Below are 24,241 nucleotides of genomic sequence, written 5' to 3' on the forward strand. Positions count from 1 at the left end.
CGGGCAGCCCTAGGTATCACTACACATTGCAGGGCATTTTGAGAGAAAATCCGCCGCTTTCGGCTGGCCGGGGAAGCGCCATGGAATCCTTGAAACAGAAGATACGCAGCGAGGGCATCGTCCTCTCCGACCAGGTGCTCAAGGTCGACGCCTTTCTCAATCACCAGATCGATCCGCAGCTGATGCAGCAGATCGGCCACGAGTTCGCCCGGCGCTTCGCCGGCCAGGGCATCACCAAGATCGTCACCATCGAGGCCTCCGGCATCGCCCCGGCGGTGATGGCCGGTCTCGAGCTGGGCATCCCGGTGATCTTCGCCCGCAAGTTCCAGTCGCTGACACTCAAGAGCGACCTGCTGATCTCCAAGGTGTTCTCCTTCACCAAGCAGACCGAGAGCACCATCGCCGTGTCGGCACGCCACCTGACCGCCGCCGACCACGTGCTGATCATCGACGACTTCCTCGCCAACGGTCATGCCGCCAGCGCGCTGATCGACGTGATCCGCCAGGCCGGCGCGAGCATCGCCGGTATCGGGGTGGTGATCGAGAAATCCTTCCAGAGCGGCCGCGCCGAGCTCGATGCCCAGGGTTTCCAGGTCGAGTCGCTGGCGCGCATCGCCTCGCTCGAAGGCGGTCGGGTGACCTTTCTCGACTGATCCCGTCCCTACTCCCTCGCCCCCGTGCGCGTGAGGGCTCCGAGGGGCTCCGCACCCTGCGCTGCGGGGGATCGAGCCACCGAGCCAATCGGCACGCGCGACGGCCTGGGCCCGCGACGTCAGGCAGTTCTGGTGATGTCCAGGGCCAATGCTTGCCTGGACGGCCCGGCAGCGGGCATTGCCGACTGCGCATGCCGGCCAACCAGCAGACACGAAAAAGCCGCCCGGAGGCGGCTTCTGGCGAAGCGCTGCGGCGATCTACAGGCCGGACATCTTCTGGATGGCTTCGCGCAGCTCGTCGTCGGAGCAGTCGGCGCAGGTGCCTTTCGGCGGCATGGCGTTGATGCCGGAGATGGCATTGGCCAGCAGACCGTCGATGCCATTGCTGGCACGGGCTTGCCAGGCGGCGCTGTCGCCGATCTTCGGCGCGCCCAGCACACCGGCACCATGGCAGGCGTTGCAGTGCTTGGCGATGATGTCGTCGGCGGTACGCGCGCCGCCGGCAGCGACGGCGACGGCGCCGACGCCCTTACATTCTTCGCCCATGATGCACACTTCGCCGACCGGCTTGAGGCGTTCGGCGATGGCTTCATCGGTCGTGGCCTGAGCAGTCACTGCCCACAGGGCCAATACGGCAGCCGGTGCCGCCAGCATTTTTTTAATCAGATTCACGGTACACCCTCATCGTGGCTAGTCACGCCCGCGGCCACGGTTTCGCGAGCGGGCGACAGTATAACGGCAAGCCGGGCGAGCCGAAACAACCCAGATTGTCGCAGGGTTATTGATCAGAAGTTCGCCGGCGTGGTGGCGCTGATCAGCCGCGCCGGCACGTCGAAGGGATTGCGGAAGCGGTGTGGCTTGCTGCTCTCGAAGTAGTAGCTGTCACCCGGCTCGAGGATGAACACCTCGCTGCCCACGGTCAGCTCCAGCTTGCCCTCGACCAGCATGCCGGCCTCCTCGCCCTCATGGGCGTACATCTCGTCGCCGGTATCGGCGCCGACCGGATAGGTCTCGTCGAGGAAGGCGATGGCGCGGCTCGGATGGGCCTTGCCGATCAGCTTCATGGTGATGGCGCCGCTGCAGATATCGGTCAGTTCGCAGGCCCGGTAGACCACCTGGGCCTGGTTCTCCTGCTCCAGATCGAGGGAGAAGAACTCCACCAGCGACATGGGAATGCCGCCGAGCACCTTCTTCAGCGAGCTGATCGAGGGGCTCACGCTGTTCTTCTCGATCATCGAGATGGTGCTGTTGGTGACCCCCGCCCGCTTGGCGAGTTCACGCTGGGAAAGGCCCTTGAGCTTACGAATCGATTGCAGTCGAACGCCGACGTCCAATGCTGGTGTCCCCCCTGGGGCAGATGCGGAAAAAGTGTCCGTATCATGGCACAGCGTTCGGAATTTACAACACTGGCGTTCACACTCGCCTACACCGCCCGTCCCGGCGAGCTGCGTCAACCGCCGAGATAGAGCAGCGGCGCCCGCCGCACATTGCAGAACAGCTGATAGGGAATGCTGCCGGCGGCCAGGGCCACGTCGCTGGCCAGCACCTGCCGGCCCCACAGCTCCACCCGGCTGCCGATGCCGACCTGCGGCAGGTCGGTGAGATCGACGGTGAGCATGTCCATCGACACCCGGCCGATCAGGCGGGTGAGCTGGCCGTCCACCGCCACCGGCGTGCCGGTCGGCGCATGGCGCGGGTAACCGTCGGCATAGCCCATGGCGACCACGCCGACGCGGGTCGGCCGTTCGCTGACGAAGCGCGCGCCGTAGCCCACCGGCTCGCCGGCCGGCAGCTCGCGCAGGCTGATGATCTTCGACTCCAGGGTCATTACCGGCTTGAGCCGCGCCGCCTGCTCCTGCGCCTGCTCGAAGGGGGTGGCGCCGTACAGCATGATGCCGGGGCGCACCCAGTCGCTGGGCACCTGGGGCCAGCCGAGCAGGGCCGGCGAGTTGCGCAGGCTGACCTCGGCGGCCAGGCCTTCGCGGGCCTGCTGGAACACCGCCAGCTGTTCGGCGGTGCGCTCGCATTCGGGTTCGTCGGCGCGGGCGAAGTGGCTCATCAGCACGATCTTGCTCACCTTGCCGGTGGCCAGCAGGCGGCGGTAGGCGTCCTGGTAGTCGGCCGGGTGCAGGCCGACGCGGTGCATGCCCGAGTCCAGTTTGAGCCACAGGGTCAGCGGCTTGCGCAGGCTGGCGCGTTCGATGGCCTCGACCTGCCACAGCGCGTGGACCACGCACCACAGCTCGTGCTGCTCGATCAGCGCCAGCTCGTCAGCCTCGAAGAAGCCCTCCAGCAGCAGGATCGGCGCGCGGATGCCGGCCTCGCGCAGGGCCAGCGCCTCCTCGATGCAGGCCACGGCGAAGCCGTCGGCCTCGCTTTCCAGGGCCTGGGCGCAACGCACCGCGCCGTGCCCGTAGGCATCGGCCTTGACCACGGCGAGGGCGCGGGCGCCGCTCAGCTCGCGGGCCAGTTGGTAGTTGTGACGCAGGGCGTCGAGGTCGATCAGGGCACGGGCAGGACGCATGGTTCGCGGTCTCTCGATACTTCGCCGAGGCGAGGTGTTTGGCGTAGCCCGGATGCCATCCGGGAGTCATTCGTTGCCATGGCCCCGGATTGCATCCGGGCTACGCGCTACCAGTCAAAAAAAGCCCGGCGGGACAGCCGGGCGAAAAGCCAACACAAAAATTTCCGGGAGAAATTGTTGACGTCGCTCCGCGACGGCCCGGAGGGTGGCCGCCAGGGATGGCGGACCACAAAAAATTCGACGACCCGGTGGGTGCTCGCCTCAAAGGGCTGCCACCACCATCATCTCCACCAGCACCTCGGGCTTGTACATCTTCGCCTCGACGCAGGCGCGAGCCGCTGCGGCGCCCTCGGCGACCCAGGCGTCGTACTCGGCGTTGAGGCCGTCGTAGTGGGCGTCCATGTCCTTGAGGTAGATGGTCACGGAAAGAATCTTCGATTTGTCGCTGCCTGCCTCGGCCAGCATGCGGTCGATATTGGCCAGGGTCTCGCGGGTCTGCTGGCGGATGTCGCCGCTAAAGTCGTCGGCCAGCTGGCCGGCGAGGTAGACGGTGCCGTTGTGGATCACCACTTCGCTGTAGCGTTTTTCCACATGCAGGCGCTGGATGCTCATGCTGCAAATCTCCTTGATTTCGGGGCGGCGCAGCCTATCAGGTACGCAGCGGCTGCGGCGCGGCCTCGAGTTCGCGGGTCTTGCCCGAGTAACGCGAGATATCCAGGCCCTCGGCGCTGATCTGCGGGCGCTTGTTGCCGATCAGGTCGGCGAGCAGGCGACCGGAGCCGCAGGCCATGGTCCAGCCCAGGGTGCCGTGGCCGGTATTGAGGAACAGGTTGCGGTAGGCGGTGGCGCCGACGATCGGCGTGCCGTCCGGAGTGGCCGGGCGCAGGCCGGTCCAGAACTCGGCCTGGCGCAGGTCGCCGCCCTCGGGATAGAGGTCGGCGGTGATCATTTCCAGGGTGGCGCGACGCTTGGGGTTGAGCGACAGGTCGAAGCCGGCGATCTCGGCCATGCCGCCGACGCGGATGCGGCCGTCGAAGCGGGTGATCGCCACCTTGTAGGTCTCGTCGAGGATGGTCGAGGTCGGCGCCATCGCGGCGTTGACGATCGGCACGGTCAGCGAGTAGCCCTTGAGCGGATAGACCGGCGCACGCACGCCCAGCGGCTTGAGCAGCTGCGGGCTGTAGCTGCCGAGGGCGAGCACGTAGCGGTCGGCGGTTTCCAGCTTGCCGTCGATCCATACGCCGTTGATGCGGTCGCCGACGGCCTCCAGGCGCTGGATGTTCTGGCCGAAGCGGAACTCGACGCCGAGCGCCTTGGCCATGTCCGCCAGCTTGGTGGTGAACATCTGGCAGTCGCCGGTCTGATCGTTGGGCAGGCGCAGGGCGCCGGCCAGCTTGTGCTTGACCCCGGCTAGGGCCGGTTCGACGCGGGCGATGGCGTCGCGGTCGAGCAGTTCGAAGGGCACGCCGGAGGCTTCCAGCACGGCGATGTCCTTGGCCGCGGCATCGACCTGGGCCTGGGTGCGGAACAGCTGGGTGGTGCCGAGTTGGCGACCTTCATAGCTGATGCCGGTCTCGGCACGCAGCTCGTCGAGGCAGTCGCGGCTGTACTCGGAGAGGCGCACCATGCGCTCCTTGTTCACCGCGTAGCGGCCGGCGGTGCAGTTGCGCAGCATCTGCGCCATCCACAGGTACTGGTCGATGTCGCCGGTGGCCTTGATCGCCAGCGGGGCGTGCTTCTGCAGCAGCCACTTGATGGCCTTCAGCGGAATGCCCGGGGCGGCCCAGGGCGAAGCATAGCCGGGGGAGACCTGGCCTGCGTTGGCGAAGCTGGTTTCCATGGCCGGACCGTCCTGACGGTCGACCACCACCACCTCATGGCCCTGACGGGCCAGGTAGTACGCACTGACGGTACCGATCACACCACTGCCGAGAACCAGAACACGCATGCTTTTCTCCCCGCCGCGCCAGAGCACGGACGTCAAAGACCAGAGTTGTCGATGGGCGCAGTATAGGGAGAGCCGAGCAGTGCTTTTCACCATATACATGGCTATATTTGGCGAGAATTCTTGGCAAAAATCGCTTTCACAGAGGCGGATTCACCATGAGAACCCAGCATCAGAGTCGTCGCGAACTGGACAAGATCGACCGCAACATCCTGCGTATCCTGCAGGAGGACGGGCGCATCAGCTTCACCGAACTGGGCGAGCGGGTCGGCCTGTCCACCACCCCCTGCACCGAGCGCGTGCGCCGCCTGGAGCGCGAGGGGATCATCATGGGCTACCACGCCCGGCTCAATCCGCAGCACCTCAAGGCCAACCTGCTGGTGTTCGTCGAGATCAGCCTGGACTACAAGTCCGGCGACACCTTCGAGGAGTTCCGCCGCGCCGTGCTCAAGCTGCCGCACGTGCTGGAATGCCACCTGGTGTCCGGTGACTTCGACTACCTGGTCAAGGCGCGGATCAACGAGATGGCCAGCTACCGCAAGCTGCTCGGCGACATCCTGCTCAAGCTGCCGCACGTGCGCGAGTCGAAGAGCTATATCGTCATGGAAGAGGTGAAGGAGTCGCTGGCGCTGCCGGTGCCGGAGTAACAGCGGCTGTCGCGCGACGCGTTAGTGCTGCCATTGGTGGATAAGCTTCGCGTTATCCACCCTACTCACAGCCTCGTCCGGAGGGTGCGCCGTGCGCAGCAATGCTTGGAACGCCGGCGCTCAAGGCCTAGCCCGCGACTCCCTATGCCTCGAAAAGCTGGTGTGCACGGCACACCCTACAAAAGCCGCTGCCGGGTGGTGGCGATCAGGCGATGCACCTGGCGCTCCAGCGCCGGCTCGATCGGCTGCTCGGGGCCACGACCGTGCGGGCACGGCAGGTTCGGCGTGGTGCCGAACAGCCGGCAGATCAGCGGGCGCTGGTCATACACTTCGCAACCGTTCGGCCCCAGATGCACGCAGTCGTATGCGGCCAGCGCCGCGTCGTGCTCGGCCTCGCTCTTGACCGGCAGGCGCGCCAGTTCCTCCGAGGAGGCGGTGACCGGCCCGCAGCAGTCGTGGCAGCCGGGCACGCAGGCGAAGCGCGGGATCTGCCGACGCAGGTGGTCGATCTTGCGGTCGGTGCAGCTCATGCCTGGGTATCCTGGAGTAGTCGCGGCAGTGTACCCGCTCGAATCGGTGCGCACGACCTAGGCGGCCCTGCGACACCCTACGGCACTTCTGCGGCGATTTTCCACTTGCCTCTTGGCGCAGAATGGATCCCGCGCTTATGCTGCGTTGAATTTTCCACACACAGAAATCAGGATTTCGCACATGAACGCCCGCGTTCACCAGCCGGTTCACGGCCCTCAGCACGCCGCCTCCTATTACGCCGCCAGCGTCAATCGCCAGCTGGCCTACCCGCCTTTGGGCGGCGAGCTGCAGGTGGACGTATGCATCGTCGGGGGCGGCTTCAGCGGCCTGAACACCGCCATCGAGCTGGCGCGCAAGGGCCTGAAGGTGGCGCTGCTGGAGGCGCACAAGGTCGGCTGGGGCGCCAGCGGGCGCAACGGCGGCCAGCTGATCCGCGGCGTCGGCCACGGCGTCGAGCAGTTCGAGAATGTGATCGGTGCCGATGGGGTGCGCGAACTCAAGCTGATGGGCCTGGAGGCGGTGGAGTTGGTGCGCCAGCGCGTCGCAGAGTTCCAGATCGACTGCGACCTGACCTGGGGCTACTGCGACTTGGCCAACAAGCCCGAGCACCTGGACGGCTTCGCCGAAGACAAGGCCGAGCTGGAGAGCCTCGGTTACCGCCACCCGCTGCGCCTGCTGGAGCCGGAGCAGATGCACGAGGTGGTCGGCTCCGAGCGCTATTGCGGCGGCATGATCGACATGGGCTCGGGTCACCTGCACCCGCTCAACCTGGCCCTGGGCGAAGCCGCGGCAGCCGCGAGCCTGGGCGTGCAGCTGTTCGAGGACTCGCCGGTAATCCGCATCGACCATGGCCGCGAGCTGCGCGTACACACCGCCCGCGGCCAGGTGCGCGCCACGTACCTGGTGCTGGCCTGCAACGCCTACATCAACGGCCTGGAGCCGACCCTGAGCGGCAAGGTGCTGCCGGCCGGCAGCTACGTGATCGCCACCGAACCGCTGTCCGAGGCGCAGGCGCGTTCGATCATCCCGCAGAACATGGCGCTGTGCGACCAGCGCGTGGCACTGGACTATTACCGCCTCTCGGCCGACCGGCGCCTGCTGTTCGGCGGCGCCTGCCACTATTCCGGGCGCGATCCGGCAGACATCGCCGCCTATATGCGGCCGAAGATGCTCAAGGTGTTCCCGCAGCTGGCAGGCGCGCGCATCGACTACCAGTGGGGCGGGATGATCGGCATCGGCGCCAACCGCCTGCCGCAGATCGGCCGGCTCAAGGATCAGCCCAACGTGTTCCACGCCCAGGCCTACGCCGGCCATGGCGTCAACGCCACCCACCTGGCCGGCAAGCTGCTCGCCGAGGCCATCGCCGGCCAGGAGAGCCGCGGCTTCGAGCTGTTCGCCAAGGTGCCGCACATGACCTTCCCCGGCGGCAGGTACCTGCGCTCGCCGCTGCTGGCCCTCGGCATGGCCTGGCACCGGCTCAAGGAGCTGCTGTAGGGATTGCCCCGGATTTCATCCGGGCTACACGTCTGACCTAGCTCCCCAGCCGACGCATTCTTTGCAGGAGCCGCGCCCCGCGGCGAATGCAGCAGGGGCGACGGCGCACAATCCCAAGGCTTCGCCCCGGGGAGGGGCTCCTACACCCGGCTTGGCCTCGTTCGATCCCTCGCCGCCGGCCGTTCGCCTGCCTACAGCCGCCAGAACGGCAGGCGCGCCTCGCGCTCGGCCTCGGCGCGGCTCAGGCCGATATCGGCGAGCTGGCCGTCGTCCAGCCCGAGCAACGCGCGACGGGTGTGCAGGCGCCGCCAGAAGGCCGGCCAGTCGCGGCCGAAGTAACGCGTCTCGCCTTTCGCCTGCTGCGACTGCAGCGGCCGTCCTACGCTCGTTACGCCTATCTCGCTGAACCCGTTCATCGCCTTCTCCTTCCCGCAGTGCCCATGGGAGCTCAGGATGGCGCAGGCAAAAAAGCCATGACAGATTCAAAAAAACCTTATTAACTCCATACAGTTTCTGCCACTGCGCGACTGAATCGGAATTTTCGCCGCCATCTGTACCGGTTGCGGCAACCACCAGCGAGGCACTGTCATGACCCTCTACCTGAACCTGGCCGAACTGCTCGGCGCGCGCATCGAACAGGGCCTGTACCGCCCCGGCGACCGCCTGCCCTCGGTGCGCAGCCTCAGCCAGGAACATGGCGTCAGCCTGAGCACAGTGCAGCAGGCCTACCGCCACCTGGAGGACCAGGGCCTGGCCACGCCGCGGCCGAAGTCCGGTTACTTCGTCCCGGCCGAACGCCAGGTGCCGGCGCTGCCGCAGGTCGGCCGGGCGGCGCAGCGGCCGGTGGAGGTGTCACAGTGGGACCACGTGCTGGCGCTGATCAGCAGTTCGCCGCAGCGCGAACTGCTGCAGCTCGGCCGCGGCCGCCCGGATATCGGCAGCCCGACGCTCAAGCCGCTGCTGCGCATGCTGGCGCGCCAGGCGCGGCGCCAGGACCCGGAAGTGCTGACCTACGGCTGCATCCGCGGCGAGCTGCGCCTGCGCGAACAAATCTCGCGACTGATGCTCGACTCCGGCTGCCGCGTCGCCGCCGAGGAGCTGGTGATCACCACCGGCTGCCACGAGGCGCTGTCGGCGGCGATCCGCGCCATCTGCCAGCCCGGCGACATAGTCGCGGTGGACTCGCCGAGCTTCCACGGGGTGATGCAGGCGCTCAAGGGCTTCGGCATGAAGGCCCTGGAGCTGCCCACCGACCCGCTCACCGGGATCAACCTGGAAGCCCTGGAGATGGCCCTGGAACAGTGGCCGATCAAGGCCATCCAGCTCACCCCGAACTGCAACAACCCGCTCGGCTACATCATGCCCGAGGCCAACAAGCGCGCCCTGCTGGAGCTGGCGCAGCGCCACGACGTGGCGATCATCGAGGACGACGTCTACGGCGAGCTGGCCTACGCCTACCCGCGTCCGCGCACCATCAAGTCCTATGACGAGGACGGCCGCGTGCTGCTCTGCAGCTCCTTCTCCAAGACCCTGGCGCCGGGCCTGCGGGTCGGCTGGATCGCCCCCGGGCGCTACCTGGAGCAGGTGCTGCACATGAAGTACATGGGCACCGGCAGCACCGCGCAGCTGCCGCAGCTGGCGCTGGCCGAGTACCTCGAAGCCGGCCACTACGAACCGCACCTGCGGCGCATGCGCGCCCAGTACCTGCGCAGCCGCGACCTGATGGTGGACTGGGTGTGCCGCTACTTTCCGCCCGGCACCCGCGCCAGCCGGCCGCAGGGCAGCTTCATGCTGTGGGTGGAGATGCCGGCCGGCTTCGACAGCCAGCGGCTCAACCGCGCGCTGCTGCCGCACAAGATCCAAGTGGCGCCGGGCAGCATCTTTTCCGCCGCCGGCAAGTACCGCAACTGCATCCGCCTGAACTACGCCGAGCCGCCCAGCGCGGCCATCGAGGCGGCGGTGCGGCAGGTCGGCGCGACTGTCGCCGAGCTGCTGGGCGAGCTTTGCGCCTGAATCTTTAGCCGGCCGCGCGCGTCTGAAGAGAACGCGACGCCGTCATGTGGAGGCCCCAGTGCGCCACACCCTGTTGCTCGCCCTGCCGCTGGTCCTGAGCGCCTGCATCAGCACCCCGCCGATCCACACCAGCCAGGCGCTGGCGCCGGACGCCTCGGCCTTCGGCCGCCAGCTGCAGGCCCTGGCCGCGCGCCACCAGGGCCAGTCTGGCTTTCGCCTGCTGGCCGCCAGCGACGAGGCCTTCGCCGCCCGTACCGAGCTGATCCGAGCCGCACGCGGCAGCCTCGACCTGCAGTACTACATCGTCCACGACGGCCTCAGCACCCGCACCCTGGTCGACGAGCTGCTCGCCGCCGCCGACCGCGGCGTGCGCGTGCGCCTGCTGCTGGACGACACCAGCAGCGACGGCCGCGACTACCAGATCGCCCTGCTCGCCGCCCACCGCAATATCCAGGTGCGGGTGTTCAATCCGCTGCACCTGGGTCGTGCCACCGGCGTCACCCGCACCCTGGGCCGCGCCCTCAACCTCGACCGGCAGCACCGGCGCATGCACAACAAGCTGTGGCTGGCCGACGGCAGCGTCGCCATCGTCGGCGGGCGCAACCTGGGCGACGAGTATTTCGATGCCGAGCCCAGCCGCAACTTCACCGACATCGACCTGCTCGCCGTCGGTCCGGTGGCCGAGCAGCTGGCGCACAGCTTCGACCAGTACTGGAACCACAGGCTGAGCAAGCCGATCCAGCAGTTCCTGCTCTGGCCGCCGGACGAGGGCGACCTGGCCAAGGCCCGCCAGCGCCTGCGCGGCTATCTGGTCCGGGCGCGCGAGGAGCAACGCGAGGCGTACCGGCACCTGCTGGCCTACCGGGAGCGGCCACGCCTGGCGCACTGGCTGGACGAGCTGACCTGGGCCTCCGGCTGGGCGCTGTGGGACGCACCGGCCAAGGTGCTGGCCGACGGCGAGCCGGCCCCGCAGCTGCTGCTGGCCAGCCAGTTGGCGCCCAAGCTGGACGGACTGCAGCAGGAGCTGATCCTGATCTCGGCCTACTTCGTGCCAGCCGAAGACGGCATGCGCTACCTCACCGAGCATGCCGACCGCGGGGTGAGCATCCGCCTGCTGACCAATGCCCTGGAAGCCACCGATGTGCCGGCCGTGCACGGCGGCTATGCGCCCTACCGGCGCGGGCTGCTGGAACACGGCGTGCGCCTGTTCGAGCTGCGTCGCCAGCCGGACGGCGGCGGCAGTGGCAGCGGGCCCTACCGTTTCAGCGGCAGCTCCGACGCCAGCCTGCACAGCAAGGCCATGGTCCTGGACCGCCGCTATGCCTTCGTCGGCTCGCTGAACTTCGACCCGCGCTCGCTGCTGTGGAACACCGAGGTCGGCGTGCTGGTGGACAGCCCGCAGCTGAGCGAACAGGTGCGCCGCCTGGCCTTGCAGGGCATGCAGCCGGCGCTGAGCTACGAGGTGCGCCTGGTCGACGGCCAGCTGCGCTGGCGGGTCGAGGACGACGGCCGCCTGCACGAGCTGGCGCGCGAGCCCGGCAGCGCCTGGCGGCGCTTCAACGCCTGGTTCGCCGACCTGATCGGCCTGGAACGGATGCTCTAGGAGCTGCCCTCGGCCTCCGCCGCGGTCCAGTCCCCGCCGCGCCAGGCCAGACCGACGAATACCGCCGCCCCGGTGGCCATCAGCAGCGGCAGGGCATGGCCGCTGACCCACTGGCTGATAGCGCCGGTGCTCAGCGGTCCGATCAGGCAGCCGATGCCCCACAGCTGGGCGACGTGGGCATTGGCGCGCACCAGCTCATCGTCGCGGTAACGCTCGCCGATGAGGATCAGCGACAGGGTGAACAGCCCGCCGGCACTGGCACCGAAGGTAACCAGCAGCGGCCAGATCAGCGGCGTGTGCAGCAGCAGCGGGATCGCCAGGCTGGACAGCAGCAGCACCAGGCCGCAGCCACGGAACAGGGTCTGCCGCGACATGCGGTCGGCCAGCCAGCCGATCGGCAGCTGCAGCACCGCGTCGCCGACCACCACCACGCTGACCATCAGCAGCGCCACTTCCTGGGTGAAGCCCTGGCGCAGGCCGTAGATCGGCAGCAGGGTCAGCATCATCGCCTCGAACGCGGCGAACAGCATCACCGCCCAGGCGATCGCCGGCAGCTTGCGGCAGAACGCCGGCAGGCCGCGGCCCGAGGCGCTGTGCGCATCCACCTGCGGCGCGCCGCTGCGGCCGAGGAGGATCAGCGAGCCGCCGACCAGCAGGCCGACGCCGGTCCAGAAGCCGCTGTCGCTGGCGGTGCCCAGGGCGGTCAGCAGCAGCGGCCCACACAGCTGACTGAGGGCATAGCCGGTGCCGTACAGCGCCACCAGGCGGCCGCGCCACTTCTCCACCGCCAACTGGTTGATCCAGCTTTCGCCGAGGATGAACACCACGGTCAGCGCCACGCCGATGAACAGGCGCAACGCCACCCACACCGCGTAGTCCTGCACCAGCGCCAGCCCCGCCACCGACAGCGCGCCGAGCAGCAGGCACAGCTGCATCAGCGTGGTGGTACCGAAACGCGCGGCCAGGCGCCCGGCCAGCGCGGCGCCGAGCAGCACGCCCACCGCCGGCGTCGCCGCCATCACGCCGATGGCGAAGGAGTCGTAGCCCCAGCCTTCCAGGCGCAGCGACACCAGCGGCATGGTCACGCCCAGCGCCAGGCCGATGCTGATCACCGCCGCGCAGACGGCGAAGTAGGTTCCCCAACGCATTGCCAGACTCCTTTATGTCGTGGCCGTGGCTAAAACGAAACGGCCGGATTTCCCAAGGAAACCCGGCCGCAGGTTTGGTTCATGACGAACCGGCCCCGAAGGGCGGACCTTCAGGCGACGCGATGCCGCCCGTTTCGCAGTCTTACAGCTTGATCCAGGTAGCCTTCAGCTCGGTGTACTTGTCGAAGGCGTGCAGCGACTTGTCGCGGCCGTTGCCGGACTGCTTGAAGCCGCCGAACGGCGCGGTCATGTCGCCGCCGTCGTACTGGTTGATCCACACGCTGCCGGCGCGCAGCGCCTTGCCCACCAGGTGGGCGCGCGACAGGTTGCTGGTCCACACCGCCGCGGCCAGGCCGTAGACGGTGTCGTTGGCGATGGCCACCGCTTCCTCCTCGCTGTCGAAGCCGATCACCGACAGCACCGGGCCGAAGATTTCCTCCTTGGCGATGCGCATGGCGTTGCTCACGCCGTCGAAGATGGTCGGCTCGACATAGGTGCCGCCGGTTTCTTCCAGCACCCGCTTGCCGCCGGCCACCAGCTTGGCGCCGTCGTCGTGGCCGGCCTGGATGTAGCTCAGCACGTTGTTCATCTGGGTGGTGTCGACCAGGGCGCCGACGTTGGTTTCCGGGTCCAGCGGGTTGCCCGGCTTCCAGGCCTTGATCGCCTCGACCACCATGGGCACGAACTGCTCCTTGATCGAGTTCTCCACCAGCAGGCGCGAGCCGGCGGTGCACACCTCGCCCTGGTTGAAGGCGATGGCGCTGGCGGCGGCTTCGGCGGCAGCCTTGAGGTCCGGGGCGTCGGCGAAGACAATGTTCGGGCTCTTGCCGCCGGCCTCCAGCCAGACACGCTTCATGTTCGACTCGCCGGCGTAGATCATCAGCTGCTTGGCGATCTTGGTCGAGCCGGTGAACACCAGGGTGTCGACGTCCATATGCAGGGCGAGCGCTTTACCGACCGTGTGGCCGAAGCCCGGCAGCACGTTGAACACGCCGGCCGGGATGCCCGCCTCGATGGCCAGCTGGGCGATGCGGATGGCGGTCAGCGGCGATTTCTCCGACGGCTTGAGCACCACCGAGTTGCCGGTGGACAGCGCCGGGCCGAGCTTCCAGCAGGTCATCAGCAGGGGGAAGTTCCACGGCACGATGGCGGCGACCACGCCGACCGGCTCGCGGGTCACCAGGCCCAGCTGGTCATGGCTGGTGGCGGCCACTTCGTCGTAGATCTTGTCGATCGCCTCGCCGCTCCAGCGCAGGGCATTGGCGGCGCTGGCGACGTCGATGCTCAGCGAGTCGCCGATCGGCTTGCCCATGTCCAGGGTTTCCAGCAGGGCCAGCTCCTCGCCGTGCTGCTCGATCAGCTCGGCGAAACGGATCATCACCTGCTTGCGCTTGGCCGGTGCCAGGCGCGACCAGGCGCCGGAGTCGAAGGCGGCGCGGGCGTCGCGCACGGCGATCTCGGCGTCGGCGGTGTCGCAGCTGGCGACCAGGCCGAGTAGGCGGCCGTCCACCGGACTGATGCACTCGAAGGTGGCGCCGGACTCCGCCGGGCGGTATTGGCCGTGGACGAAGGCGCGGGTTTCGATGGTCAGGGTCTTGGCGCGCTGTTCCCAGTCGGCACGAGTCAGGCTAGTCATTCCGGCATCCTCTAGGGGTGGAGGTGGCGCCTCGCCGAGGCGCGCACTGTAAATAATTCTGCAAGGCCAGCGAAGTGGCCAAATCCTGTGCGCCACACTAAACCAGAGGGCTGCACCTTTTCAATATTTTTGACAAAGGCCAGGAAAACCCCCTTGTCATGTTCGTTTTTTTAAACATAGACTGCCGCCACGCGCACCCTTCCCACCTCGCGTTTCGGTAGCTGACATGACAATAGACAACACCCGGCTCGACGATTTCTGGATGCCCTTTACCGCCAATCGCCAGTTCAAGGCCAAGCCGCGCCTGCTGGAAAGCGCCGAGGGCATGTATTTCACCGCCAGCGACGGGCGCCAGGTACTGGACGGCACCGCCGGCCTGTGGTGCTGCAACGCCGGCCATGGCCGGCGCGAGATCAGCGAGGCGGTGAGCAAGCAGATCGCCAGGCTGGATTTCGCCCCGACCTTCCAGATGGGCCACCCGCTGCCGTTCGAGCTGGCCAGCCGCCTGGCGGCGATCGCCCCGGCCGGGCTGAACAAGGTGTTCTTCACCAACTCCGGCTCGGAGTCGGCCGACACCGCGCTGAAGATCGCCCTGGCCTACCAGCGCGCCATCGGCCAAAGCAGCCGCACCCGCCTGATCGGCCGCGAGCTGGGCTACCACGGCGTCGGCTTCGGCGGCATCTCGGTCGGCGGCATGGTCAACAACCGCCGCGCCTTCCCCCTGCAGCTGCCGGGCGTCGACCACCTGCCACATACCCTGGACCTCGCCCGCAACGCCTTCAGCCGCGGCCTGCCGCAGTTCGGCGCGGACAAGGCCGACGAGCTGGAGCGCCTGGTGACCCTGCACGGCGCCGAGAACATCGCCGCGGTCATAGTCGAGCCTATGTCCGGCTCGGCCGGGGTCATCCTGCCACCGGTGGACTACCTGCAGCGCCTGCGCGAGATCACCCAGAAACACGGCATCCTGCTGATCTTCGACGAGGTGATCACCGGTTTCGGCCGCGTCGGCCAGGCCTTCGCCGCGCAGCGCTGGGGCGTCATCCCGGACATCATCACCTGCGCCAAGGGCCTGACCAATGGCGCCATCCCGATGGGCGCGGTGCTGGTCGATGAAAGAATCCATGACGCCTTCATGCACGGCCCGGACGGCATCGAGCTGTTCCACGGCTACACCTATTCCGGCCATCCGGTGGCCTGCGCCGCCGCCCTGGCGACCCTCGACATCTACCAGGGCGAGCGTCTGTTCGAGCAGGCCATCGAGCTGGAGCGCTACTGGCAGGACGGCCTGCACAGCCTGCGCGAGCTGCCCAACGTCATCGACATCCGCGCCGTCGGCCTGGTCGGCGGCGTGCAGCTGGCGCCCAGCGAGGCCGGCGCCGGCAAGCGCGGCTACCAGGTGTTCGAGCAGTGCTACCAGGATGGCCTGATGGTGCGGGTGACCGGCGATACCATCGCCATGTCGCCGCCGCTGATCGTCGAGAAGGCGCATATCGACAGCCTGGTGGAGCGGCTCGCCGACGCCATCCGCCAGGCCGCCCACTGATCGCTTCAACCAGGAAAGCAGAAGATGAAAATCGAGCAGATCCTCGACTTCGCCCAGGCCGGCACCGCAGCCGAGCACTACCGACCGGCGCCGGAGAAAGTCCTCAAGGGCGACCCCGAGCAAAGCGTGCGCAACCACTACGCCAGCCCCTGCGGCCAGTTCAACGCCGGCATCTGGGAGGGCGCGGTGGGCCAGTGGACGGTGAACTATAGCGAGCACGAATACTGCGAGATCCTCCAGGGCGTGTCGGTGATCCGCGACGCCGAGGGCAACGCCAAGACCGTGCGCGCCGGCGACCGTTTCGTGATTCCCGCCGGTTTTTCCGGCACCTGGGAGGTGCTGGAGGCCTGCCGCAAGGTCTACGTGATCTTCGAGCAGGCCAAGTAACGACTCCTGTTGTACGTCACCCTTTGGCCCGCCTCGTGCGGGCTTTTTTATCCGTGGAGAGAATGCCCCGGATTGTGGGAGAGGCTTGCCGGCCGAAACAACAAGACCCGCTTGCGCGGGTCTTGGGTACAGCATCCGGACGGCGTGGAAACGTCAGGCCAACTCGTCGAAGCACTCCTTGATGATCGCCAGGCCCTTGTCCAGCTGTTCGTCCGGCGCGGTCACCGGCACCAGCACGCGCAGCACGTTGCCGTAGGTGCCGCAGGACAGCAGGATCAGGCCCTTCTCCCGCGCCTTGGCGACGACCTGCCCGGTCAGCGCGGCATTCGGCTTGGAAAGGTCGCCGTTCTCGAACAGCTCCACCGCGATCATCGAACCCAGCGCGCGCACGTCGCCGATGGCCTTGTGCTTGGCGGCGATGGCCTTGAGGCCGCTGACCAGGCGCTCGCCGACCGCCTTGGAGCGATCCAGCAGCTTCTCTTCCTCGAACACCTCCATCACCGCCAGGGCGGCGGCGCAGGCGATCGGGCTGCCGGCATAGGTGCCGCCCAGGCCGCCGGGCGCAATCGCGTCCATATATTCGGCCTTGCCGCACACCCCGGCCAGCGGGAAGCCGCCGGCGATGGACTTGGCGAAGGTGGTCAGGTCGGCGGCCACGCCCATCTGCTCCATGGCGAAGAAGGTGCCGGTACGCCCGGCGCCGGTCTGCACCTCGTCGGCGATCAGCAGGATGCCGTGCTGGTCGCACAGCGCGCGCAGGCGCTGCATGAATGCCTTCGGCGCGACGTAGAAGCCGCCCTCGCCCTGCACCGGCTCGATGATGATCGCGGCGATGTCGCGCGGCTCGGCATCGTTCTTGAACACCCGCTCGATGCTGGCCATGGCGTCGTCGACGCTGACCCCGTGCAGCGCACAGGGATACTGGGCGCGGTACACGCCGCCGGGCATCAGGCCCATGCCGGCCGAGTAGGGGTTGACCTTGCCGGTCAGCGACAGGGTCATCATGGTGCGACCGTGATAGCCGCCGGTAAAGGCGATCACCCCGGCGCGGCCGGTGGCGGCGCGGGCGATCTTCACCGCGTTCTCCACCGCCTCGGAGCCGGTGGTGACCAGCAGGGTCTTCTTGGCGAAGTCGCCCGGCACGCGCGCGGCGACCTTCTCCGCCACTTCCACGTAGGGCTCGTAGGCCAGCACCTGGAAGCAGGTGTGGGTCAGCTTGGTCAGCTGCTCCTGCACCGCGGCGATGATCTTCGGGTGCAGGTGGCCGGTGTTGAGCACGGCGATGCCGCCGGCGAAGTCGATGAACTCGCGGCCTTCGACGTCGGTGACGGTGGCGTTTTCCGCCTTGGCGGCGAAGATCGGGTGGATCTGGCCCACGCCACGCGGAACGGCGGCGGTGCGGCGTTGCATCAAAGATTCGTTGGTCTTGCTCATGCGGTCCTCATTGGCCGTCATCGGGCGGCTCGGTTGAAGGATGAAGTCCCCGGCGGGTGAACGGTCCAGCATGCGATGATCGACTGGGCCGCTCCGGCGGGGACGCAATAGGGTTACGACTTACAACCGGGGCGCCGCACGCTCTTTCGCACCTTGCCCCGTCTTGCCATCAGATGCCGCCCAGACACATGTACTTGATCTCGAGGTAATCCTCGATGCCGTACTTGGAGCCTTCGCGGCCCAGGCCGGAAGCCTTGACCCCGCCGAACGGCGCCACTTCGTTGGAGATCAGCCCGGTGTTGATGCCGACCATGCCGTACTCCAGCGCCTCGGCCACGCGGAACACGCGGCCCAGGTCGCGGGCATAGAAGTAGGAAGCCAGGCCGAACTCGGTATCGTTGGCCATGGCGATCACCTCGGCCTCGTCCTTGAAGCGGAACAGCGGCGCCAGCGGGCCGAAGGTCTCTTCCTTGGCCACGGCTGCGGTTTTCGGCACGTCGAGCAGGATGGTCGGCTCGAAGAAGGTGCCGCCGAGGGCATGCGGCTTGCCGCCCAGGGCTAGCTTGGCGCCTTTGCCCACGGCGTCCTCGATATGTTCCTGCACCTTGGCCACGGCCTTGCTGTCGATCAGCGGTCCGGTGGTGGTGCCGTCTTCCAGACCGTTGCCGATCTTCAGTTTGCCCACGGCGGCGATCAGCTTCTCGGCGAAGGCGTCGTAGACGCCGTCCTGTACATAGATGCGGTTGGCACAGACGCAGGTCTGGCCGTTGTTGCGGTACTTGGAGATCAGCGCGCCTTCCACCGCGGCGTCCAGGTCGGCGTCGTCGAAGACGATGAACGGCGCGTTGCCGCCCAGCTCCAGCGATACCTTCTTGATGTCCTGGGCGCATTCGGCCATCAGCTGGCGACCGATCTCGGTCGAGCCGGTGAAGGAGAGCTTGCGCACGATGGGGTTGCTGGTCAGCTCGCCGCCGACTTCGCCGGCGCTGCCGGTGACCACGCTGAGCACGCCTTTCGGGATGCCGGCGCGCTCGGCCAGCTCGACCAGGGCCAAGGCGGAGAACGGCGTCTGCGAGGCCGGCTTGATCACCATGGTGCAGCCGGCGGCCAGGGCCGGGCCGGCCTTGCGGGTGATCATCGCGGCGGGGAAGTTCCACGGGGTGATGGCCGCGGTCACGCCGATCGGCTGCTTGATCACGATCAGGCGCTTGTCCGGCTGGTGGCCAGGGATCACGTCGCCGTAGACGCGCTTGGCTTCCTCGGCGAACCACTCGATGAAGGAGGCGGCATAGGCGATCTCGCCCTTGGCCTCGGCCAGCGGCTTGCCCTGCTCCAGGGTCATCAGGCGGCCGAGGTCGTCCTGGTTCTCCATCAGCAACTCGAACCAGCGACGCAGCTTGTTCGCCCGCTCCTTGGCGGTCAGCGCGCGCCAGGCCGGCAGCGCCTTTTCGGCGGCCTCGATGGCGCGGCGGGTCTCGGCGCGGCCCATCTTCGGCACATGGCCGATGATCTCGCCGGTGGCCGGGTTGTTCACCGCAATGGTCTGGCCGCTGTCGGCGTCCAGCCACTGGCCGTCGATATAGGCCTGCTGGCGCAGCAGCTGGGTGTCTTTCAGTTGCATGGCAGTCTCCTTCAGTCCCGACACCCAGGCGTCGGCGAGTGCTCGTTGGAGTCGTGGGCAAGGCCCGGAAAGCGCCGCAGGCGCCTGTCTCAAGGATTCAGAGCCGCCGCCACGCCGGTTGTTCCGGATAAGCCTGCAGCCCGTTTGAAATCTCAAACGAATCCTAGGGTCGACGCGGATAAAGGGCAATAGCCCGTTCGAAAAAATTAACGAAATGTTCAGCGCCAGGATGCGCCGGCAAAGGCTCTGGCGATATTCGCATGCCCGTTCGATATCGCGAACGGGGCGGGCATGGACGCCCAAGGCCGAGATGCGTATGATTGCGCCCGCAACGCATCCGTAGCTCAGCTGGATAGAGTACTGCCCTCCGAAGGCAATACTCGTCGAGTTGAGAAGGGTGTTAGCTAATGGTCAAATAGACCGCCGCAACACATACGCACCAGTAGCTCAGCTGGATAGAGTACCGCCCTCCGAAGGCGGGGGTCGTGGGTTCGAATCCCGCCTGGTGCGCCATATCTGTATGATTTAAAAGCCTTTTCCTAAGGCTCTGCCGATCCAGATCCCGAATTGGCTAATCTCTCAAAATTGATCTCCATGCGGATACTCAGATTGTGGTGAGTACTGCCCGCAGCGCTCCTTTTCGACTCATTTTCGGGCTGTGCCAATTCTGTGCCTAAACCGTGCCTCAAAGTCTGGCGCCCTATTTTGCGAGCGGGGATTTTGAGTACTAGCCATAAATCGAGCTGCAGCTACTAGTCGATGGTAGTGAAGAAATCTTGCGTCGCTGCCTGCCCAGGCGGGTGGCCGGAGGGCCGTGGAATCCAACATCCATGTCATCGGCGGAAAAAGCGTCCCGCAGGATAGGGGCTCCGACAGAACACTGGTCATTGACGACCCTGCGGTGCTCCAGGCTGTGGCGGGCGCAGCGAAATGTATGCGTATCTGCCAACGTACCAATACAGCTATTCGGGATCGTCTACGCAAAGAGTGCAGAGCGCTGTGGCCAAGGCGCAAGCAGCACCCAGCCCTGAAAAGCTTCCGCCACCAATTGGGCTCAAACCTAAAAGCCTCCAGCGAGAGCGATAAGACCATCGCCTACATGACGGGGCACCAATCCATCGAATCAATCAGCGTCTACGGGAACCGTCGATCTGGGCTGGTCACAAATTGCATATCAGACCTGCACAGGACGCTGACTTGTCAAAAGTTCGTCAACCCAAGCAGCCTGCTGTTTTTGGTCGAGAACGCGTGGTGGGCCGTATCGAGGTGCCACAGCGCCTGGCAAACCGACGAACAACTGCACAACCTGTCGCAAATGAACGTTAGCGGCCGGGCATCATCTCAGGCGCCAGCCATCTGCCTAATCGTAAATGCCCTTCGTCCAACCACCGTAAACCCAGTGGACTCCGATATTGACTGCTCAAAAACACGCCCGGCCTGCTCCAAGCGCAGATAGCGCGTTGGTCTGCCCCGGAACTGGTGGACAGGTAGTTAAGAGCTACTGCTCGCATTTCGCCGCTCAAATTCCATCGGACTGAGATAGCCCAACGTCGAGTGGCGCCGACGGTGATTGTAAAAGCGGATGTAGTCGAACAGGTCGGTTTTTGCCTCCTGGTAACTGGCGTAGCGCGTCAGGTACACCCGCTCGGCCTTCAGCGAACGGAAAAAGCTCTCCATCGCGGCGTTGTCCCAGCAGTTCCCCGGACGTGAATGGCTGGGCACGATGCGATGGCGCCGAAGCAAGGCCTGGTAGTCGTACGCGCAGTATTGGCTGCCACGATCCGAGTGCAGCAGCACCTCTTCTTTCGGCTGTCGGCGTGCCACGGCCATCTCCAGCGCGGCGTGTACCAAGGCCTGCTGCATGCGGTGGTGCATCGCCCAACCGACAACGGCGCGTGAATAGAGATCGAGCACGACGGCCAGATACAGCCAGCCTTGGGCCGTCCGCACGTAGGTCATGTCCGAGACCCAGTGCCGATTGGCGCGATCCGAGGCGAACTGGCGATCCAGGTGGTTCGGGGCAATCGGCAGAGCATGACGACTGCTGGAAACCAGCCGCCAGCGCTTGCGCGAGCGAACGCGCAGACCGGCTTCGCGCATCAGTCGAGCAACCCGGTGTCTACCACACGCATGCCCCATGGCCGCCAACTCGGCCTTGATGCGGCGATGGCCATAGATCCCATTCACTTCATGGTGGATGGTGCGGATCTCCTTGCTCAGACGCCGATTCGCCATCTCTCTCGCCGAAGGTGGCCGCTGCTGCCAGGCATAGAAGCCGCTGCGGGATACCCGCAGCAGCCGGCACATCGGCGCTACGGGATAGCGACCGGCCAACGCCTCGATGGCGCGGAACTTCACTTCGTGGGCTGCGAGAAGATGGCGAGCGCCTTTTTTAAAACATCGCGCTCCATGGTGACCTGAGCCAGTTGCTGGCGTAGCCGACGCAGCTCCGCACTCTCACCGCGCTGCTTGCCATTGCCCGGAAAGGCATCGTCACCTTGCTGTTCGTACTGGCGCTTCCATTTGCCCAGCAGGCTTTCAGCGATGCCGAGCGTCTCAGCGACATGACGAAGCGGTGTACCGGCAAGCACCTGGTCTACCGCCTCGCGTTTGAAGGATTCGGGAAAACGTCGTCTGGTCTGGGTCATGAATACTCCTTGCGGTGGGCATTATCCACCTTAAGTCAGTGTCCACTCAGCCCGGGACAGACCACCAGCGAGGCCATAGCACTGCTAGGAAGAATGCCGGACACAGAGGTTGCTGACCGGCTCGGCGTCAGCAATTTCCCGGTCAAGAAAAAGCGCAAGGAGCTTGGAATACAGTCGTACAAACGACCGCTGCCAGAAATAACCCCCGAAATTGCATCGGAGTTCGGGGGCGTTTCTGATGCAGAGCTTGCGCGCCGGTTCAATGTGTCGGTGAGCTTTATACGCAGGGCGCGGATAAATATGGAGAAGGGCAGCCAGCAATAGATCCAGGTCCGACTCTGATAGAGGGATAGGCAGCCAAACGGAGTGTCTGGCTGCTTCTTACCAGCTCATGTTGTCTCCAGCGCTGCGCGCATCCATTTCGGCATTCTGCAGGCCACTATTTTGCTCAGGTCTTCAGGGCTGAGAGCTTTTTTTATGGCTCTGTCTGAGTTAGCTGTTGCATATCCCTATACCCCAACGCCTCTTTCAAGCAAATCAATGGGTTGAGCTGTGTTTTGTAGCGCTCAAGCAGGCGGCGCCAGCCCAGATAGTTCGTTAGGTACTTGGTGGCTACACCATGAAAAGGAATCATCCAGCTCTTGAGTCGGCTGTCGTAGGCATTCACGTTCTGGATGTGGAAAGCACCATCAACCCGTCGATTCTGGCTCGGGTTAATCGGTCGGTGAGTGATGCCTTCAACCTTGGCGAAATGGGCGTAGACACTTGCGCTGTCAGTACAGAGAATCGCATCCGCGTCTATCAGCGGGCGTAGCCGCTCCTCTATGTGCTGTGCATCCAGCTTTTCCAACTTGAAGTCTGCCTGCTGACCACTGCGATCTCTTACCACCAGCACAGGGATTTGCTCGGCAGACAGTCCGCGTCGTTTGGCGCTGCCACCGCGCCGACGAGGCGGTCGAGGCAGTTCGCGTTGCCCCTTGAAGGACTCCAGGAAGAAGGTTTCATCTGCTTCAACAATGCCTGACGCGTGCTGGGCCTGGTGATCGGCAATCCGCGAAAGAAACCTATGTCGCCACAGGAAAGCTGTGTTTTTGCTGACGCCACAATGAACGGCGGCCTTGCGCACGCTCAGGCTCTGGGTCAGTGCGTCCGCATAGTCTTGCCAGAGATGGCGCTTTCTCAGTCGCGCCATTGGGGTGCCCGTCAGGGCATTGCTGGTTTTACCGCAAACCTTGCAGCGGTATCGCGGCAAGTCACCACTGGAAGCCCAGGGGCGCAGTTCCCGCGATTGACAATGCGGGCAATGACTTGGGGCCTTGATTGCGTCCTGCGAGTGCCTGGCAGCTGGCAAGAGCTTGGATCTCAACTGGTCGCGTTGCTCTGGGTTGAGGCTGGAGAGCTGTGCCATCCACCGCGAAAACTGAACCGCTTTCATGATAGATCCCTCATGCTGGGAAAGATCACGATTCAGTTTAGACCACTGCAACAGCTAACTCAGACAGAGCCTTTTTTATTACAGCAACACACTCCGGCGTAGTACCACCTTTGCCGAGATAAAACAGAGCGCTGATGGTCATCCCCACTTTGGTTCCTGCGCACTGCATCACCATCGGAGCGGCATGCACGAGCCTGATCTCGGCCTTCCCCACGAATAGAGATCGACTGGAGCCGCTCGTGTAATAGATCGGGATGACCGGCATCTGTGTACTCAGCCCGAAACGTCTCACGGCATCAGCGCCGTGGATCTGCAGCTTCCAACGGTTCTGCCTGGCAATCAGATTCACCAAGTCCCAAGGCCCAGGACGATGAACCCGACCAGTGTACTGACTGTATTTCGGCCGCATGTAGATGCCACGATACACACGCTCAAGCTCGCCACGGCGAACAAGCTGGGCGACTGCCTTGGAGATGGCCGAGCTCGAACCAAGCCCTGCAAGACACCTGATGCTGAAAGGCCTCCCCTTGCGCAGAAACTTAACCCGCTGCGTGACGAGGTGAGACACCGGCGGCTCAGAATGAGGGCGGGACATTGCTATCGTGTCGACTCCAGCGACGAGCAGAGCAACGGCTGGTGGAAGGCGATTACCCGCCGTCGGTATTCATCTTCAAGCGCTTCGTTTACCAGACATTCCTCAAGGCGCCCCAGCGAGAAAATTTGATCGGCAGATGGATAGTGCCTGAGCAGGCTTTTCGCATAGCTGCGGATATCCTGCGGTAACCCCGAATGACGGGAGAGTTCACGCAGGAACTCCTCTGTTTTGAGGATGGCGCGTGTTCTTTCGTAAGGGAGGGTCAATCTCGTTATCTCCTGGTCATGAACTCAAAGCCCCGGGTAGCTGGCTCACCATCGTCCACCACACTGCGAATAGTTCAGCGCTGCGGCCATTGGGAGATTCAATACGGCCCAATCCTGA

22 protein-coding genes and 1 tRNA gene are annotated in these 24,241 nt (G+C 65.5%); 8 read left to right on the top strand and 15 right to left on the bottom strand.

Going from position 1 to position 24,241, the window contains the following annotated elements:
* Positions 1–80 precede the first annotated feature (80 nt).
* On the top strand, positions 81–653 hold the full coding sequence (locus ACUTAF_RS19905; protein WP_445581606.1) for a xanthine phosphoribosyltransferase: 573 nt from the start codon (positions 81–83) through the stop codon (positions 651–653).
* A gap of 258 nt (positions 654–911) precedes the next feature.
* On the opposite strand, the gene ACUTAF_RS19910 is transcribed toward ACUTAF_RS19905, so the two are convergent.
* The 5 genes from ACUTAF_RS19910 to dadA all read right to left on the bottom strand — a co-directional run bounded on the left by ACUTAF_RS19910 (position 912) and on the right by dadA (position 5,125).
* Positions 912–1,325, bottom strand: coding sequence for a c-type cytochrome (locus ACUTAF_RS19910; protein WP_445581607.1), 414 nt, complete (start codon positions 1,323–1,325; stop codon positions 912–914).
* A gap of 113 nt (positions 1,326–1,438) precedes the next feature.
* Positions 1,439–1,987 carry a cupin domain-containing protein gene (locus ACUTAF_RS19915; protein WP_445581608.1) on the bottom strand — a complete coding sequence of 183 codons (549 nt, stop codon included), beginning with the start codon at positions 1,985–1,987 and terminating at the stop codon, positions 1,439–1,441.
* 116 nt (positions 1,988–2,103) lie between these two features.
* Complete coding sequence (gene alr / locus ACUTAF_RS19920) at positions 2,104–3,177, bottom strand: alanine racemase (RefSeq protein ID WP_445581609.1); 1,074 nt, start codon at positions 3,175–3,177, stop codon at positions 2,104–2,106.
* 261 nt (positions 3,178–3,438) lie between these two features.
* The gene (locus tag ACUTAF_RS19925) at positions 3,439–3,789 is read right to left on the bottom strand and encodes a RidA family protein (protein WP_445581610.1); all 351 of its coding nucleotides are present in this window, start codon (positions 3,787–3,789) and stop codon (positions 3,439–3,441) included.
* Positions 3,790–3,826: 37 nt separating this feature from the next.
* Positions 3,827–5,125: a D-amino acid dehydrogenase gene (dadA, locus tag ACUTAF_RS19930; RefSeq protein WP_445581611.1), complete on the bottom strand. Its 1,299-nt coding sequence runs from the start codon at positions 5,123–5,125 to the stop codon at positions 3,827–3,829.
* A gap of 155 nt (positions 5,126–5,280) precedes the next feature.
* Here dadA and dadR point away from each other — a divergent pair, with 155 nt between their 5' ends.
* Positions 5,281–5,769: a transcriptional regulator DadR gene (gene dadR, locus ACUTAF_RS19935; RefSeq protein WP_013713454.1), complete on the top strand. Its 489-nt coding sequence runs from the start codon at positions 5,281–5,283 to the stop codon at positions 5,767–5,769.
* Between the two features lie 176 nt (positions 5,770–5,945).
* Here dadR and ACUTAF_RS19940 read toward each other — a convergent pair whose 3' ends face one another.
* Positions 5,946–6,299 (bottom strand): YkgJ family cysteine cluster protein, encoded by a 354-nt coding sequence (locus tag ACUTAF_RS19940; RefSeq protein WP_445581612.1) that lies wholly within the window; start codon positions 6,297–6,299, stop codon positions 5,946–5,948.
* 181 nt (positions 6,300–6,480) lie between these two features.
* On the opposite strand from ACUTAF_RS19940, the gene ACUTAF_RS19945 reads away from it, so the two are divergent.
* On the top strand, positions 6,481–7,794 hold the full coding sequence (locus ACUTAF_RS19945) for an NAD(P)/FAD-dependent oxidoreductase (RefSeq protein WP_445581613.1): 1,314 nt from the start codon (positions 6,481–6,483) through the stop codon (positions 7,792–7,794).
* Positions 7,795–7,985: 191 nt separating this feature from the next.
* Here the strand turns inward: ACUTAF_RS19945 and ACUTAF_RS19950 are convergent, their stop codons facing one another.
* A complete protein-coding gene (locus ACUTAF_RS19950) occupies positions 7,986–8,210 on the bottom strand; it encodes a DUF1127 domain-containing protein (RefSeq protein WP_445581614.1) in 225 nt (74 codons plus the stop codon).
* Between the two features lie 172 nt (positions 8,211–8,382).
* On the opposite strand from ACUTAF_RS19950, the gene ACUTAF_RS19955 reads away from it, so the two are divergent.
* A complete protein-coding gene (locus ACUTAF_RS19955) occupies positions 8,383–9,807 on the top strand; it encodes an aminotransferase-like domain-containing protein (protein WP_445581615.1) in 1,425 nt (474 codons plus the stop codon).
* A gap of 58 nt (positions 9,808–9,865) precedes the next feature.
* Positions 9,866–11,410, top strand: coding sequence for a phospholipase D family protein (locus tag ACUTAF_RS19960; RefSeq protein WP_445581616.1), 1,545 nt, complete (start codon positions 9,866–9,868; stop codon positions 11,408–11,410).
* Here the strand turns inward: ACUTAF_RS19960 and ACUTAF_RS19965 are convergent.
* Both ACUTAF_RS19965 and ACUTAF_RS19970 read right to left on the bottom strand, forming a co-directional pair.
* Positions 11,407–12,558 carry an MFS transporter gene (locus ACUTAF_RS19965; protein WP_445581617.1) on the bottom strand — a complete coding sequence of 384 codons (1,152 nt, stop codon included), beginning with the start codon at positions 12,556–12,558 and terminating at the stop codon, positions 11,407–11,409. The genes ACUTAF_RS19960 and ACUTAF_RS19965 overlap by 4 nt on opposite strands.
* A gap of 142 nt (positions 12,559–12,700) precedes the next feature.
* Positions 12,701–14,194 carry an aldehyde dehydrogenase gene (locus ACUTAF_RS19970; protein WP_445581618.1) on the bottom strand — a complete coding sequence of 498 codons (1,494 nt, stop codon included), beginning with the start codon at positions 14,192–14,194 and terminating at the stop codon, positions 12,701–12,703.
* A 226-nt stretch (positions 14,195–14,420) separates the two neighbouring features.
* Between ACUTAF_RS19970 and aptA the strand changes: the two genes are divergently transcribed.
* Together aptA and ACUTAF_RS19980 are read left to right on the top strand one after the other, a co-directional pair.
* A complete protein-coding gene (aptA, locus tag ACUTAF_RS19975; RefSeq protein ID WP_445581619.1) occupies positions 14,421–15,737 on the top strand; it encodes an omega-aminotransferase AptA in 1,317 nt (438 codons plus the stop codon).
* Positions 15,738–15,761: 24 nt separating this feature from the next.
* On the top strand, positions 15,762–16,124 hold the full coding sequence (locus ACUTAF_RS19980; RefSeq protein ID WP_445581620.1) for a cupin domain-containing protein: 363 nt from the start codon (positions 15,762–15,764) through the stop codon (positions 16,122–16,124).
* A 153-nt stretch (positions 16,125–16,277) separates the two neighbouring features.
* Here ACUTAF_RS19980 and gabT read toward each other — a convergent pair whose 3' ends face one another.
* Together gabT and gabD are read right to left on the bottom strand one after the other, a co-directional pair.
* The gene (gene gabT / locus ACUTAF_RS19985; RefSeq protein WP_445581621.1) at positions 16,278–17,558 is read right to left on the bottom strand and encodes a 4-aminobutyrate--2-oxoglutarate transaminase; all 1,281 of its coding nucleotides are present in this window, start codon (positions 17,556–17,558) and stop codon (positions 16,278–16,280) included.
* A 169-nt stretch (positions 17,559–17,727) separates the two neighbouring features.
* Positions 17,728–19,179, bottom strand: coding sequence for an NADP-dependent succinate-semialdehyde dehydrogenase (gabD, locus tag ACUTAF_RS19990; protein ID WP_445581622.1), 1,452 nt, complete (start codon positions 19,177–19,179; stop codon positions 17,728–17,730).
* 436 nt (positions 19,180–19,615) lie between these two features.
* Between gabD and ACUTAF_RS19995 the strand changes: the two genes are divergently transcribed.
* Positions 19,616–19,692: transfer RNA gene (locus ACUTAF_RS19995), tRNA-Arg, on the top strand.
* Positions 19,693–20,670: 978 nt separating this feature from the next.
* On the opposite strand, the gene ACUTAF_RS20000 is transcribed toward ACUTAF_RS19995, so the two are convergent.
* From ACUTAF_RS20000 to ACUTAF_RS20015, 4 genes are all read right to left on the bottom strand, one after another.
* Positions 20,671–21,827, bottom strand: a protein-coding gene (locus ACUTAF_RS20000) for an IS3 family transposase (protein ID WP_445581623.1) whose coding sequence is annotated in 2 segments (ribosomal slippage) — positions 20,671–21,564 and positions 21,567–21,827 — 1,155 coding nt in all. Because the reading frame shifts where the segments join, the coding sequence is not laid out codon by codon here.
* Positions 21,828–22,302: 475 nt separating this feature from the next.
* Positions 22,303–23,262, bottom strand: a complete 960-nt coding sequence (locus ACUTAF_RS20005) for an IS1595-like element ISAchd1 family transposase (protein ID WP_445581624.1) — start codon at positions 23,260–23,262, stop codon at positions 22,303–22,305.
* A 37-nt stretch (positions 23,263–23,299) separates the two neighbouring features.
* Positions 23,300–23,830: a DUF6088 family protein gene (locus ACUTAF_RS20010; protein ID WP_445581625.1), complete on the bottom strand. Its 531-nt coding sequence runs from the start codon at positions 23,828–23,830 to the stop codon at positions 23,300–23,302.
* A gap of 29 nt (positions 23,831–23,859) precedes the next feature.
* Positions 23,860–24,123, bottom strand: coding sequence for a BPSL0761 family protein (locus tag ACUTAF_RS20015; RefSeq protein ID WP_060499449.1), 264 nt, complete (start codon positions 24,121–24,123; stop codon positions 23,860–23,862).
* Positions 24,124–24,241: the final 118 nt, after the last annotated feature.

The sequence above is a fragment of the Pseudomonas sp. SP16.1 genome, from assembly GCF_052682975.1.